General features: G+C 40.4%; 12 protein-coding genes and 1 tRNA gene. 2 read left to right on the top strand and 11 right to left on the bottom strand.

Translation table 11 applies throughout. The features are described from left to right. Nucleotides 1–68: 68 nt before the first annotated feature. Nucleotides 69–662 (top strand): Crp/Fnr family transcriptional regulator, encoded by a 594-nt coding sequence (locus tag DF182_RS25075; protein WP_113618513.1) that lies wholly within the window; start codon nt 69–71, stop codon nt 660–662. Between the two features lie 447 nt (nt 663–1,109). Continuing rightward, nucleotides 1,110–1,547 (top strand): hypothetical protein, encoded by a 438-nt coding sequence (locus DF182_RS25065; RefSeq protein ID WP_113618511.1) that lies wholly within the window; start codon nt 1,110–1,112, stop codon nt 1,545–1,547. 89 nt (nt 1,548–1,636) lie between these two features. Here the strand turns inward: DF182_RS25065 and DF182_RS25060 are convergent, their stop codons facing one another. The 11 genes from DF182_RS25060 to DF182_RS25005 form a co-directional block, all read right to left on the bottom strand. Beyond that, nucleotides 1,637–2,092 (bottom strand): SMI1/KNR4 family protein, encoded by a 456-nt coding sequence (locus tag DF182_RS25060; RefSeq protein WP_113618510.1) that lies wholly within the window; start codon nt 2,090–2,092, stop codon nt 1,637–1,639. A 949-nt stretch (nt 2,093–3,041) separates the two neighbouring features. After that, complete coding sequence (locus tag DF182_RS25055; RefSeq protein ID WP_113618509.1) at nt 3,042–3,788, bottom strand: hypothetical protein; 747 nt, start codon at nt 3,786–3,788, stop codon at nt 3,042–3,044. 6 nt (nt 3,789–3,794) lie between these two features. Beyond that, nucleotides 3,795–6,461, bottom strand: coding sequence for a hypothetical protein (locus tag DF182_RS25050; RefSeq protein ID WP_113618508.1), 2,667 nt, complete (start codon nt 6,459–6,461; stop codon nt 3,795–3,797). A gap of 24 nt (nt 6,462–6,485) precedes the next feature. Continuing rightward, nucleotides 6,486–8,288, bottom strand: coding sequence for a cell envelope integrity protein TolA (locus tag DF182_RS25045; RefSeq protein WP_113618507.1), 1,803 nt, complete (start codon nt 8,286–8,288; stop codon nt 6,486–6,488). 741 nt (nt 8,289–9,029) lie between these two features. Further along, nucleotides 9,030–9,857, bottom strand: coding sequence for a phage integrase SAM-like domain and Arm DNA-binding domain-containing protein (locus DF182_RS25040; RefSeq protein WP_113618506.1), 828 nt, complete (start codon nt 9,855–9,857; stop codon nt 9,030–9,032). Between the two features lie 198 nt (nt 9,858–10,055). Beyond that, nucleotides 10,056–10,128: transfer RNA gene (locus DF182_RS25035), tRNA-Lys, on the bottom strand. Nucleotides 10,129–10,575: 447 nt separating this feature from the next. Continuing rightward, nucleotides 10,576–11,097 carry a DUF4402 domain-containing protein gene (locus DF182_RS25025; protein WP_113618505.1) on the bottom strand — a complete coding sequence of 174 codons (522 nt, stop codon included), beginning with the start codon at nt 11,095–11,097 and terminating at the stop codon, nt 10,576–10,578. Between the two features lie 90 nt (nt 11,098–11,187). Continuing rightward, entirely contained in the window at nt 11,188–13,506 is a 2,319-nt protein-coding gene (locus tag DF182_RS25020) for a carboxypeptidase-like regulatory domain-containing protein (protein ID WP_161964258.1), read from the bottom strand. A 352-nt stretch (nt 13,507–13,858) separates the two neighbouring features. Further along, entirely contained in the window at nt 13,859–14,344 is a 486-nt protein-coding gene (locus tag DF182_RS25015; RefSeq protein ID WP_161964257.1) for a DUF4402 domain-containing protein, read from the bottom strand. 17 nt (nt 14,345–14,361) lie between these two features. Beyond that, nucleotides 14,362–15,147, bottom strand: coding sequence for a fimbrial biogenesis chaperone (locus DF182_RS25010; protein ID WP_147243536.1), 786 nt, complete (start codon nt 15,145–15,147; stop codon nt 14,362–14,364). A gap of 177 nt (nt 15,148–15,324) precedes the next feature. Continuing rightward, nucleotides 15,325–15,837, bottom strand: a complete 513-nt coding sequence (locus DF182_RS25005; protein ID WP_113618501.1) for a DUF4402 domain-containing protein — start codon at nt 15,835–15,837, stop codon at nt 15,325–15,327. Between the last annotated feature and the right edge of the window lie 49 nt (nt 15,838–15,886).

Below are 15,886 nucleotides of genomic sequence, written 5' to 3'. Positions count from 1 at the left end.
CGGAACTGTTTTTCACCCTTATAAGTTTGTTATCTTTGTGCACCATTAAATAGATTTCAATAGCGGGTATGGATAATGTAATAAGCATCGATGATACAATTAATTTAATCGACAAGAGGTATTTAAAGCTAAAACCTGAAAGCAGAGAGGCTTTAAAAGAATGTTCAAGAATCGAGATTTTTGATAAGCATACAATAATCATTAAAGAGAACCAATATGCTGAAATACTAATTTTTATAGTAACGGGTGTTTTAAGGGCATACTATCTTAAAGAGGGGAAAGACATAAGCGATTGGTTTTCATTTGAGGGTGATTTTATTTGTGAAAGAAGCAGCTTCTTTCTTGATATGCCCAGTTCTCACTATATAGAGACCCTGGAAAAGACCACGCTAATGATCATTCCCAAAAAAGCAATACTTGAACTTTGTGATCAACATCATGATATAGAAAAGCTGGCCAGGTATGCTGTCACCCAATCGGTAATCAAGCTTCAGCAAAGATTAGTTTCCTTACAGTTCGAAACCGCCTTACAAAAATATACTAATCTAATAGCTATTCGTCCGGATATTACTCAAAGAGTTCCATTAGGCCATATTGCATCTTTTCTTGGAATTACATTAGAAACATTAAGTAGAATAAGAAATCCAAAAAATAGAATTTGATCTATATCAAATGGATTAAGGATAATTAAGGAGACCTTTGGATCAAAATAATCTCATGAGAACCTTAATAGTGATCTGTGGTATCCACAGCCTGATTTTTGCCTTATTTCACTGTTTGTTTTGGAATAAACTAAACTGGAAAAATGAACTCAAAAAAATCACTCCTAATAATCAGGCTGTAATGCAAATATTAAATCTCAGGGTGATTTATATTTTCTTTTTCCACTCTTTTCTGTGCATCTATTTTTCGACCGAACTGCTTTATACTAGGCTGGGGAATGCCATACTTATTGGGTCTTCCCTATTTTGGATTGGAAGAACAATTGAGCAATTTTTCTTTAAGCAGCTGCTCCCTTTTAAGCATCCGGTCAATATAATAGTAACTATTTTATTTATAATAGGGTCAGTTATTTATCTCATCCCATTCACCAACCTAAATTAAAGCTGATGTTACGATTAGGCGGGTATATAAATATAATCATTTCATTTGGCCACATAATAGGGTTATTCTGGGCAGAGAAAATGTTTGAGGTAACGGGGATTGGGCATGAAATGCAGCTACTATCAGCGATACATCCTATTTTACCATATGCATTAACGGTTTTCGTTGCAGTCATATTTTTCATCTTTGGACTGTATGGTCTTTCTGCAACTCATCAATACAAAAAACTACCTTTTCAAAAACCGGTAATTTTCACCATTTCAGGGATCTATTTACTACGTGGATTAGGGGAGTTAATATCTCATTCCTGGAATGGTACAAATACATACCCAGAAACATTTTATTCACTCTTCGCAGTAATTATTGGGTTACTCTATTTATTGGGTGGATTAGGTAGCCGATTAGGTAAGCAAGAAACGAGCATCCGCACTTTGGTAGACTAACAAATAGACTAAAAACAAAAAACCTGCACAATTGCGCAGGTTTTTTGTTGCTCCACTGATCCCGCTGGGATTAGGAAAATATATCCAAATCAAATTGATTGATCAATTGATGCCTTAATGATCCACGCATCGAAACTGAGTTCCAAATACTTTGACTCGCCGGAGTCATGCATATATATCCAAACCGAAAAATTATCTTTGGCATCTAAGTAAAGAATGTCCCCATTATCTTCAGCAATAGAAATAAACGAATTTAAGTGATCTAAAAACCTTCCCTGCATATTTTTCCCGGTCTTTTCATTTATTTCACTATAGGATTTTAATACCTCCCATGCTTTTCTATTTTCTGTTACCCCTTCAATTACAGATAATTCGTCTAATCTTTTTTCTCCCCAAAAAAACCAAGAGGTTCCAGCATCACCTGGAAACTCCTCTCTGAATTCATTATAACTGATGTAGCAATAGTCATTAATACCGCGCAAGAGATTTTTATAACTCTCGGGAAGTTTTTTGCCAATTTTATGTTCAATTTGTTCAATGATCATTTGTTCTGACTATGAATATTGTAAAGTAATAAATTAAGATTCTGGAACTAAGCGCGAGTATTGCTTCGTCAATATCGTTAAAATGATCCATAATGGATTGTACAAATAAAAATAATGAATTCTATATCGAATTATAAATTTTAAGTATACAAAAATAGAATGACTATCTTAAAATACGTATTACCACCTCTGGGAATTTTGTATTTTAAGTAAAGGCTCGTTAACCTATATAAAGTATGGGAAAGAAATCGGGGTTATACAAAAGGAACTCGGCTAAACGCTCAACTAAAAAACGAAACCCCGCGCCATGCGCGAGGTTAATAAAACTCTTGTGATCCTTATGGTACAAACTCGAACCTTTTTGTTTTTGATCTGCGCAAATTAGCTGAGACAACATAAATAATACAAAATACCATTAAAATAACATTAATATGTCAATACCGAACATAAGGTACAATAATCAACAATTTTATATAAAATAACAACATTCTGACAAAGGGGATATTGGCTAAACTGCCAACGTCCCTTCATATTATAGGATATTCTTCGATAAAATCCATTCAAACGAAATATGCACTATTGAGAGCTGCGAAGTGAATCCCGGATTTTCTCATGATATGATTTCGTAGTATGATTTACTTGTTCGACGCATCGTAAAAAATTCATTTTGTTTCTTTCATCCAACTCAATTTCCATACCGATTCGAAATGCAAGATTATTATCGATTTCCGGGCTACTCATTCTAATAACATATTTCATGACATACCATCTATTATGAGACCTTCCAACTTCAGCAGCAGAAACCGCACATTTAGATTTTACCTCAACATCCCTTGTATGTTGGAAAATAAAAAAGATGGTATCAGCGACAACGTCACAATAGAATTGATTTCTATAATCAGTATTTATGAAATAAGAACAGTTTTACACACGATCATCTTTTTAAAGATCAATCGGCTATGGTCAATCCTACTACTTCGCTTGTTTTGATTACGGTACGTACGCTATATACCACTATGTAACCCGCTCCGGCCGCTATGCCTAAGTCGGCAGAATAAAGCACAACATCTACACCCCACATTTCTACCACGGAGGTGATATTGTTGGTGATATTGCAGCCCATAAATACTTTTTTATTTTTAAATATCTCTGGATTTTTAATCCAAATAATCAATTGGCCAATACCGTAAAAGCATTGGCCTAGGTTGGTAATTACGCTAATTTGTTTTTCCCATTTTTTAGCGGCGCCCGCTACAGTACTATGCAGTTTGATGTAATACAATGTGCCAATCGGTATGCCCACACATGCGATTACGATGTACATAACTATTCTTCTCCAACCCTTCGTCAATGTTATCCCCAGAAAAACCACTTCTTTTTTTGTGGTATCCATATAGTCAAATATGGCATCGAAAAAGATCATGGCCATAATGCCGTAGGATAGCGCTTTTATTATTTTCGTCGGTATCGCCATTATTTCTTTAAATCTTTCAACCGGGCCGCCTGCATTCAGCGCCGCATCCACGCCGCTGAGTTCGGTGGGTATATCGCCGTACCGTTTGCCGCGTTCAACCGCGTAAATAATTACCGAAAGGCTGCTTACCGCTACTTTCGTCCATTTCAATACATCCTTGTATATTTCGTCGCCGGTTCTTGTTGCTACAACTGTACCGCTTGAGTTTATTAACGTATCCATATTTTTTTATGCTAATGATGCTACAATGTTGTTTGAAAATTGCTCGGCAGTAATGTCCTTAAACGGTGCCGAGTTGTTGGCCAGCTTGTAACCTATCGTCATCGGGATAGCGATGATCAGCGAGATAAAATCGACAATGCTGAGCGAAGAACCGCTTATCTTTTTATAGATATCGGATAACAGCGGTACGTTTATTTCAGCTTCCAGGGCATTTACAATAAAATCTACCGAATCGATGATCAGCTTAAACAGTTCTTTTACTATTGCTTCGATAGCCTTGAAAGTGAGGTTGATGATCACTTTAGCCATTTTTTTAATAAACTCGCCCAGCAATAGCTTTCCCTTAAACAGGTCGATGATCAGGTCTAATACTGTCTTCAGATCAGGGTCGTGGCTGGTATCTTTAACGTTGCTTAGCTTGTTCACATCCACACCGTCAGACTGTACACCCGTGTTGCCAAAAACAACATCTTTTTTACTGTCCATCCAATTCATGCGCGAGTCTAATCGTTTACCCTCGTAAGGCGCGGGCGAGTTGGCCATCTCGCTAAAGTTTTTATTCAGGCTCGGGTCGTCAAAACCAAGCACCTGCTCCAGGTTCTTTTTAAACCCGCGTATTTTATCAAGTGCCATAGCTTCAAGTTCTTTCAGGCCCGGGCTTATCGATTTCAGGCCTTTGGTAATGGCCATTTTCAGCGCTTCTTTGGTTTCTTTAATATCGTTCCAATCAAACAGGAAGGCCAGAAACTCTACCAGGTCCTTGAAAAACACTTTCACTTTTTCCCATACCTTTTCTAAAAAAATGATGGCGTCTTTTGCCGCGTTTGCTATCCATCTGATCACCTTGCCACCCACTTCAATAATAAACTGCACGCCCTGCGCCACTTTTTCTATGAAAAAACGGGTAATTTCCATAAATCCCTTTTTTATACTATAGAAAATATCGCCGATAGTATTGCCGATATCCGTCAAAAAAATTGCATCTGCCGGTATCGTTCCGCCAAAGGTGACTTGCGTAATGGCGTTCGGGGGATTTTCTTTTCCCTGGCCAGACAATGTTATCGCAGTACCGGCAATGTTGTTGATGGCCGATGCCACGCTGTCAAGCTTTTTCGGATCAAAGCTGCCCTTTAGCAACAATTCGCCGTTTTGTTTTTTCGCGCTGCGAAGGTCGGCGCCCGATTTTATTTTTTCCGTCAGCTTCTCCGCTATTCCTTTGGCCGGTTCGATGTGTAAGGGCGCATCCAGGAACGGCGCGCTGATGGTAATGGCTGGTGCCGCCAGCGAATCGACAGGGCAAATAATATTGATGCGGTTGATATAATCGAGCTCGATGTGTTTGCCTATGGTTAGGAAATGTTTTTTGTTATTGATGTACAAAATGGTGTTTTCCTTACTCGATATGCTGATTTTACCATTTGCCTGGGCCGACGGCACCTCTTTAGAGAAATTCACCTCTGTAGTGTAAGTGTTCAGTTCGACAGAATTGTCGAGGTTTGCCACGCCTACCGCCATTTCCTGCCAGTTTTTACTCACCGCGTCCTGCCAGAAATGTACCAAGCTGGGTGCACCGTTATTTACGCTGTCGCTGAAAAGAAACAGTTGATTGACATAATCTTTACCCCTTATTGCCGAAAACTCTGTGATGTTTTGATACATCGGTAGCGGTTTTGTCCAGTTACTTTCTGTAAGCTGCTGGTTGCCCGATCTGTCTATCTGGTAATAATTATTGGTAAGGTAGTAAAGACATGCCTCGCCAGTACCCTTACCGATGGCCCAAACGGTAATCTCGCCGTTGTTTTTTGACACATCAAGCCGGGTATAGTTAATATTTACATCGGCAATCTTTTCTTTGCCTTCTCTGGTGTCTTTAAACCGGTAGATACCGTCGCCGGCAGTATACAAGACGCTGTTGCCTTGTTCGTCCGCAACCAGGTCGAAGCAATTAATGGTTTTACCTTTATCGGTTTCAAATCGGTGCTCGAATGCCTCTTCGCCTTCGGCCTCCGGAAATCCCTGAAACAGCATGGTGCGGTTGTTATCCGGCATATCATACAATAAAAATACACCGGCACCGCCGTACAGGCTGCCTATGGTTAACTGCCGAATCGTTTTTGTATTTTCAGGAAGCGTATAAGCTTGCGGCTCATCTTTATATTCGAAGTGATAATATAACGCATCGGTCGATTTTAAAACCGTACTGAACAGCACGCCTTTGGAGTGGATGGTAATGTGGTTGATCGTTCTTTCAGGGGAAGCCAGCTTTTTCGACCGGTAGTTTAAACTGCCTTTAAATTTCTTTAGCTGATCTTCTCCAAGCGATATTTCATCTGAAACCCGAAGTGTTGTTTGGCCGTCCTTTGTTTCGGCAAAACACAGAATGAATTTGCTGGTCTTTTCATCGTGATAAATATCAAAAGCAGTAGCTGTAAAACCTTCTGTAGAGAGTGTAACGGCATCCCAACCCGAATCGCTTCCGTTTGCAGCTATCAGGGCCGTAAGCACGCCGTTTTTGCCGATAAAGAAAATAACGGCTCCATCGTCGCCCATCTTTATCGATTCGATACCTTTGCCGGAATCGATGGTGCTTTCGGCGACATAATTTTGCATGAACTCGCACTGGTAATCAGCCCTGATCCCGCTTTTATTCTGTTGATTTTTGTTGTCTTCCATGTTGTCAATTTGTTTAGGTGTTCATTAGTTTGAAGCAACCGCATAAGCAATATCAAACAGCACAGCATCGTTGCTATTCAGATCCCCGTTTAACAGGCGCACATTTTTAAAGGTATATACGTTCGATCCGGGCAGTACTACTTTGTTGGAGAAGTCTTTAAGTGCATCAAAATCAAATGGTTTAAAAACATCACCATCAAACTTCACGATGTTTTTATGCGGATCATCCGTAACAAATAGGGTTACCAGCGCACCTACCAGGCCGAACGGATTTATGAACCGCGCCAATGTTAGCCAGACCGTTTTGAATATACTTCCAGCATCCGGCTTTTCGGTATCGCGGCCAATGCTTGGTGGCTGATAGTTGGAAACTATTTCAAGCTTTCCCTGGTTGGAGGCTCCGAGTTTGATGGACAGTGAGCCGGCCGCGCCTTTTTTTCCTTCTAACTCATAGTTGCCTTTAGTAGAAAATTTTTGGTCTACGCCTACTGTTTTTTTAGTATTAATTAGGCCTCCAAAAATTTCAATAGGCACTTCTTTATGCACATTGCCGCTTACAGTGATTTCGTATGACAGGTGTATATAATTGTCACTTTCGTCTTTTAAGCGACCTCGCTTCAGGTTGAAGGTCATGCTTAAGCCGGGCTTTGAGAACGAGAACACTTCATCGTCACCCTTGGCCTTGTGGCTGCCATAAAAATCGGGAAACGATTTTTTGAATGCTTGATCAAAAGTATCTATAACGCTTGCGTGAAGCTGGTTAAGGTATACATTGATAAAGGTATCGTAATTAATGCCGATAACACCGTTTGCGGTGGCCGTGTGGTCTTTTACATTCTCTATCAAACTCTTGTCTATACGCCCGGCAGTAGGGCCTGAAGGAAACTGATGATTTTCGGTAAGCAGCAAGAAGTTAAAACCAGCCGCTCTTTTTTCCTGGCTGGCTGATGTGGAAAACGAAGCCCCGGTTGGATACAGCATTGGCTTTTCGCGCGCTGCCGGTTTATTTTTTTGTATGGCGTATCCCAGCACATAGGGATTAGTGTTGTTTGCAATGGTTTTAAAATAATTGGTAACGGAAATTTGCAGGTTGGTTAGGTGGGTGGCATCTTTCGGTAATTTGCTGTTCTCCTGGCTGTATTGCGAAACGTTCGTATTCTGAAAATCAAGTAGAATTGATTCTATGGTAAAATCATTGTCGTTTAGCCCACCTTTCCGCAGCTCAGTTTTTTTGGCATCATCTATCAAATACATGCCGTCAGTAGTTATTTTTATTTTACCTATCGAGACTTTAAAAGCGTAGCACATGCCGGCTAAATCCACATTTGCTATTTCCTGGCCATTCAAGTAACTCAATTTGCCGGATATTATGGGTAAATTGAACATTAGTTCGGTATGCGAACCATTTATTAGTTCTATTTTGGGTACATCGATCGTGGTATCCATCAGCACCTGGTATTTGGCAGCGGCTTTCTCCTGATCGTCCACTGCCTTTATTTCAGCTTTTTTCTGATCTCTTTGGCGTCTCAGTTCGATTTTTTTTTCTGCAGGGGCATCTTCCACCTCAGTTTGTATGCGGTCTAATTCGGCCTCAAGCTGTTGTTTTTTTTTCTCATACTCATTCTTGTCCAGCCAGCCTTTTTTTACTGCGGCAAACGAGCTGTCTGAACTGTTTAAATGCGTTTTACCGTCCGCGCTGGTGAGAAATTGCCAGTCTGGGTTAATGACGCGTTGTTTATGCAGCATCCCGATCTCGAAATTAATTTTGCTTTGTGATAAAGCCAGGACCATATCATACTGGCCCAGATTAACATTTGTGCTACTCATTTGATAAGTTTAAATGTATATTGTATCTGTTTTGTTCAGGTGAAACTAATAGTGGAAAATGTGATTAATTGCAGGTTAATAAACCTGTCTAATAGTTCAGTCGTACCATAATATTTAATAGCAGTAACGATATCAATATGGATTAGTATATCTTCAACTTTTACTCCATCAGTTTCAACTTCCAAAAAATGTCCATTTGAAGCCGGAGCAACATGTACAGTCTCTGCATTTTTTTATAGTCAAATGCATTTAAAGTAAAATATTACATTTCAAATTGGATCGATCAATACGTTAACTAGATTTTGTTTTATAGGCTAGTTCAATTGGTATTCTTCATAATTGCTATTCATTAATACTTTTAAAATTTATGGACTGAACTTATGAAAAAAAAACACTTCATTACAAGAATTAGATGTAGATTCAGCATTATAACAATATCATGTTACAATAGTTCGGTAGTTTTTAAAAATGTTGCTAATTGGCAGGATGTGGATAAAAAAAGATATTGACAGGAGTAGAAAGAGAAGAAAAAAGGCAGTATAATTTGTTGTAAAGCAAAACAATCTGCCTTTAATAAAGCGATGCACTTTATCGGCACAAGTATAGATCCAGTAATTGACATGACCAAACCACAGGAAAAATTTGTGAAATGATTGATTGAAAAATGGGGGATGCTGCCCGTGCGCTTCGGGGCATGGAAATAGGCTGTCTGGCGTTGATCGATGTTAAAGATTCCACAGCTTACAGCGTAGAATCGGTACAGACGCCTTTTGTTTCCTGCAACCGGCGGATGGTAAATTCCTTATTATACATCAGACTCAATTCATCAGCGTTCAATATATCCCGCTCAAGGTTGATGTAGGAGCAAACATAATTCTCAATAGGATTTGCGTTTAACCATTTATGTTGGACCGCTAATTTTAAAAGCTGCTTAGTGTTCTTAATATACTTCATTGCGCTGTTATCCTGAAGCCCTTCCGTTAAAGTAAGGTAGTCGAAGAAATCTTCTCCAAAAGCATATTCGATGTGGCCCAGTGGTATATCCTTCATTTTGAAAACGCTGGTAAGGAAAGCGGAGATTTTATCTTTGGTGAAATCCCATTTTTTCAAAGTGCTGCCTTTGCGCTTATCCTTGTCAACCTTCTCCTGGAACTTCTCATTATGAAAATCTACCACTTCCAAAAGTGTACGCTTTTCCCTGTTGATACCGTTATAGGAATTTTTTATCATCGTGGGAGTTACGGTAGGGTCAATCGCTTTTAAGAGGTTGTAATGCCGGATAAGTTCACTTTTTACATGCTGTATATGGTTATTGATTTCTACAGCTTCAGCAGATTTTCCGATAATAGCGCCAGCATCTTTATTGAATTTGGAGGGATCAACTTTGTAACCCAGTGAAAACCTGCAACGAGGAAAACCTGTAACGGTGATCCGAACACAGATCGTTGCCTTTCCTTCAGGATTTAAATTGTCGTAGCGGAGATGAAAAAGAATTGATAAGTCTTGACTTACTTTCATAGTCCAAAAAGTTTCAGTACCGATGTTTGGGTTTCGTTTGGTTTGATTCATATCGGTTTGTAAGTCCTAAAACCCTTTACTGATAAGTATTTCAGAAAAAGGACACAGTAAATCTAAAATTATTTACTGTATCCTTTTTTGTATCCTTCCAGATTCGTTTTGTATGATTTACCTTTTATTGGCAAAAACAAAAAAGCCGCTTAAATACTGTGATTTAAGCGGCTTTAATAACCTTTGATTGTTATGTTGTGATCCCGCTGGGACTCGAACCCAGGACCCATACATTAAAAGTGTATTGCTCTACCAACTGAGCTACGGAATCATTTCCCCACCATACATATGATGTATTGAGGGCTGCAAAGGTAAGGAAATATATTTCATTACCAACCTTTTACAAGATTTTATTTTCAACTACCCATATAATAAGGTGGATAATATCGTCACACCATAGCTATAACGACAGATACAACGCATAGAACACCGTTATACATAGCATCGTAATTGTAAAATGGCTTACCTGCAAACTGACGCAGCCCACGAAGACTCCTAGAGCAAATATAATCTCAGCAATAAGGCAGGCAGTTTAAAAAATAGGGTAGATATCTTTACCTCCCACGGCTATAAACAACCGCCTGCAAGCGCCGGGGAATACACACAGCAACGTTCACGACAGCGGCAACGAACGAGGTTTCAAAACTTAAGAGGGCATCTCAAAGTTACCTTTGGGACACCCTCCTATCTTCTATACTTTAATCTCGACTGCTGTAAATCAATTATAATTTACAGTAACGGAAAAAGGAGTTTGGGTAGTATAGGTACCAGAAGCCTGGTTGGCATTTACATGCAGTATACCACCAACAGTCAGCGTATGTACACCTCCATTCAATGTACCGCCTGTGGCTACCGGTGGGAAGCTGGTAAAGTCAGAAACGTACATAGTCTGACCACCACCATTTGTCAGCGCCACCTGTGTTCCGGGAAGGGTAATACCAAAGGCATAACCATCCTCACCGGAGATCGCAAATAATGCTGGTGTTACCATACCGGTTGCAGACAATACTGACACTCCGCCATTGGGGGTACGAACACCTAATGGAGTCAATGTCATCGTTCCCGGTGTTCCGGATGGAACTACGATACCGAAATTCAGGTCAACTGTTTTTGTAAGGGTAATAGGCGTTACGACCTTTACAGATGCGGTAGCAGTAGCTGTACTGGAGGTTTGCGCAATAGCTTTACCCCCAGTAATGATTGAAAAGATAACCACTAAAGATAAGAGGTTTTTTCTCATGAGAAATTGGATTTTAAATGATTAAAAATTGAAAAGAGAAACGTTTAGTATGATACGCGTATGAGTTCTTTTGGGGAATATTTTAAGTCTTCAGGGATTCTTCCCGGATTTATCCGGCGGAGCTTCCATATCCGGAGAAGTGAGCAGAAATGATAATCCGTCTACCACATCCCCTTCAATACTTCGTTTAACTTTAATTGCAATAACCGCTGGAGTGGCCTTCAGGCTTAAGCGCTTCATCTGCTCTGCATCCACACTGACAGTATAAGAACCCGGTGTTAGTCCTAAATAACTGAAGTAGCCATCCCCTTCTGTTAGTATTGATTTCACTAGTTTAGATGCGGCATTATAGACATTTACTTTAATCCGACTCAGACCTTGCCGCTTTTCATTCATTACAGAACCCGATACCTCCCCATATACCTCAATCGGTATTTCGATCAACTTAAATTGATTTGGAAGTGCTTGTACACTGATTGTAGGATTTTTGATACGCCAGGAAATGGAGTTGAGACCATCAGGATTAACAGTTATGATATACTTTCTATAAGGCTCCAGGTTAAACACCCGGCACAAAGTATCTTCTTTGTAATATTGTACAATGCCCCCGTTCAGCTGTGGTATCACGCCTTCTATCCTGGGTTCTTCAGGATCTTTCTTACCATTGCCGTCGAGATCCAGGAAAGCTTGTACGATAAATTGCGCCCTTCCCACACTTCCCAGATTATTCGCATCCAGGTAATTAGTGGCTCTATCAAATAAAAAGCTACCGCCTGCAGATTGGGATACAGAAGACCTATGAGCAGAAATATTAGCACTGAAACCGGTTTTAGCAAAGGAAAAATCATATCGCAGCATAATCCCTGTGGTAAATTGTTTACCATAAAAATCCCGTTCCAGTGTAAAACGAACAAATCCATGGTTCGCTATTGGCCTCTCCAATTCGATCTTTGCATTGGTAATCTGATTTCTATCATAGGCATATTGCAATCGTGGTGTAAAAAACATCTTGTCAAACACCCGATACGTCTGCGACAAATTAGAATAGGCGACTGTTTTATAGCCCTTCCTGAAACTACAGAAGGTAGTCAGATTTGCATTTACACTTCCACTGGAACCAACACATACCCATTCTGCTGTGGTATATTCCAGCGGTGGTAAACTGAGTATTTTTTCACCGGTCTGTTGCGGTACCGGCATCTTAATCCGATCCACTGTAAGTTTGGAGAGCAGCGAAAAATCCTCTCTCCTGACCGGCAATGAAAAAGTGAGCTTACGTTCTTCCAGATAGTTGTATAATACTGCCTGCTGATTTTCCTGATAACGAAGGTACATCAGTTCTATCTCCATGTCTGATTTGGACCTCCAGAAAAGGGAAGTTTTGGATCTCACCTGATAAGCATACTCACTACTTAGCACGAAATTTCCCGGTAGTCTGTAAGAGGCTTGTACAAAGGGAATATTATTTCCGGAAGGAAGGGAAGAAAGATATTCTATTCCGCCCCCTACAGTCAATCTTTGAGTGAGGCCGTAATGAAATCTTGCTGACGCAAAACGGCTATAAAAGGTATCCAGTTCGATACCTGCAGTCACCGAATATTCGAAGTCCTTCGCCGGAAGGAAGTTAAAAGGTACTGTAATGTCTTTTTGCCGGGAGTACTCCTCTCCCCATGGACCATAAAATCGTAACAAAATGGAAGTATTGCCGTAAATAATGGGAACATTAAAGCTATAGAAACCCGAGGCATCTGCCTGTTGGTAGTCGATCAGTTCACGATTAATATAAAGTTCCACTTTCCAGCCTGGCTCAGTAATATCAGTCAGGCGATAGGTACCGAAAGCTGTCCTGTTAAATGTGGGTGTATTAGACACTTGTATGCCCGTCACCGGAAACAGGACAGAAGCGATTGTTGGAGTATAGACCCTTCCGGCTGAGACCTGCCGTACTACCGGATTATCATTTTGGACGTAGCGCCAGATAAATTGCTGATTACGAAGATCAAATTGTCGGTTATTGGTATAATTCAGGAGCAGGTTAGTTTCCCCACTGGCTACCATTCCACCTAAGGCGAGGTTTAGGGACAGGTTGTTATCTCCTTGCTGTTGCTGCATTGCAGTTACAGACCAGTCAGCCGCAGTAATATTACATCCTGTAGCATTTCTACCAATAATGCTATCTACTTTTACATTTCCCTTCAGGCGATTGATCATTTCACGCAAACGTTGCTGCTTCATTTCTTTTATAACCGACAGATCGAGTTTGGTGGTTAACTCAACATACAGATCCCTAAGTTTGAACTCACAATTCAGACCGAATATTTCCCCCCAATAACATGCTTTCAGATATAATCCGGAAGTGGTACTGATAAGATCCCGGGATGTAAGGTCTGTTCTTTTCTCCCTATACATAACACCCGTTTTTTCTATCAAAAAAAAATCCTGTTTATTCATAATAAACCCGGATAAAGAATCTTGATTATCTGACTGTATATTTTTAATTTTTAAGAAATTGAAAAGCTCACTTGCAGATAAGAAAACTTCCTGATTTCGGATAATCACCGGAAGCTCGATTGTTCCGATCTCCTTAAATCTTAAAGTTACACTCACCTCATCATCATCAGGCTGATGCTGTGCATAACAAGGCGTAGAAACTCCTGTTATGAATAATGTCAGGGCGATCACCTTGTACAACGCAGTAATAAGTCTATGGTGTGGGATTCTCACTTCTTACATGATTACCGTTTCCGCTAATAAAGGTCTTTTATTCCCCTACTAAAAAAGTAATAAATAACTGACCGGTATATTTTCCTGCAGGTACCTGCCCTGAGCCTGGTACAATCAAGGTTCCACCAATACTGATGCTGGTCTTCTCCTGACGAGTGATAAAGGGAGTAGCAGGATCTGTTCCATTAATGCGTAATACCATTGTATTGCCGCTATTTCCTTTCAATAAACTTTTTGTTTCCAAAATTGCCATTCTACTGCCAACAGGTGCATCCAATTCTATAATGATGGGGGAGCAAACCATACCTTTTCCAATTGGGATTACATCACCCGTCACAGTACAAATACCCGCTGGTGAAATGGAAATGGTACCACCTGCAGAGCCTGTGCAGAAAGTACCAAAACCTAATGTCTGAATAATTGTCGGAGGACTTTGGGCATTGACCGGTATAACATACAAGATCAGCATCAGGACTGTTGCAACTAACCCAATCTCTTGTTTTATTTTCAGATTGATTATCATGAATAATCTGTAGTTATTCATTTCAATACAAGTTCCTGCTTAGCCAAAGACACAGGGGCTTTTCCATTAGAGGACTCATAGCTTACCTCCAGCCGGCCCTGGTGGTAATCAATTTTTGATGAAGCATCCAGGTCGAGCCGGACTTTTCTTCTTTGCAAAGGAGTATAAACGGCCACCCCTTTTATGGCAGCAGCACGGATTTTTTGTCCGTTTGAGGAAACATAATCAACTGTCAGATCTCCGTATGCAGACATATTTCCGGTACGGTTCAAATACATCAGCGCCTGAGGTTTTGCCGGATCGTTGAAATCAACAGCTATGTCCGATATAGTGGCAGTAGTGGTGCTCTCTCCTATCTGGATGATAACGGGAATGGTTATACCAAATATTGGGACCAGCTTTACTTCCAGGCTAGCAGAATCTTTCACAATTTGTTTTTCACCTGCGGGCACAGGTGGTGGAACTGCCCTGAAGTATATATGAGAACGATATTCACCTGGCGGGAGATTGCCAGCATTTGCAACTTGTAACTTAACGGCCTGTGATTCTTTTGGAGGAATAGTAATAGTCCGTGGATACACGCGGAGATAATTACTGGCAAAATTTTGTCCGGAGTCAGGTTGTTCAACATTTTTGAAAGTCCCATCTTCATTCATCTTTATCTGTATAAAAGAAATGAGGTAAGTAGCGGTATCAACACCAGTATTAGCCAGTCCCAGGTCCTGGGTTCTTTTAGTACCATCAAACACTACTCGTTTGGGATAAATCATCAGGTTTCCTTGTGCGTTCACCTTACCTGACACCAGAAGGGAAATAAGTATCCACACTACACTAAAGGCAACAGCACATCTTTGAAAAGGGCACTGGATCAGCTTTTTAAAAATCGCTGAAAATATCATCGGCCAATCATTTATTGAGGTAATAGAGAAAACCAGGGGAACTGCGCAATGCGCAGCCCCTGGCAAAACGGATACTACTGATTAGTTATAATTTACAGTAACGCTAAACGGAGTTACAGTGCTGTAGCTACCAGGATTGGCATTAGCAACCAGCTCCAATGTACCACCTACCAGCAAAGTTTGTGCACCAGCAGTCAGCAAACCAGTTCCATTAGGATTGCTAACGAAATTATCAACAACCAAATTCTGACCACCACCATTAGTCAGCGTTACGCTGGTGGGCAGTGTGATAGCATAGTTGTAATTAGGCTCTCCGGTTACGTTGAAAGTAGCTACACTCACAGTACCAGTTCCAGGTAACTGAGAAGCGCCACCAGTAAAGTTACGGGAACCATCAGTGCCCAGTACAACAGTACCGGCAGCAGCAGAAGGAGCCACCAGACCGAAGCTCAGGTTGTTTCCTGTAGTAATGGCGATTGGCGTTACAACAGTTGCAGAAGCGTTAGCTGTTGCAGTCGCAGATGTTTGCGCGGAAACTTTCATTGCAGACAATACAGATACGATCAAGGTCATTGATAGGATCGTTTTTTTCATGAAATTTGATTTAAAGTGATTAAATAAAAAAAAACAACGGAATGGGAAT

This window comes from Chitinophaga flava (assembly GCF_003308995.1).
Taxonomy (GTDB): domain Bacteria; phylum Bacteroidota; class Bacteroidia; order Chitinophagales; family Chitinophagaceae; genus Chitinophaga; species Chitinophaga flava.
This window is presented reverse-complemented; position numbering and strand designations above follow the sequence as displayed.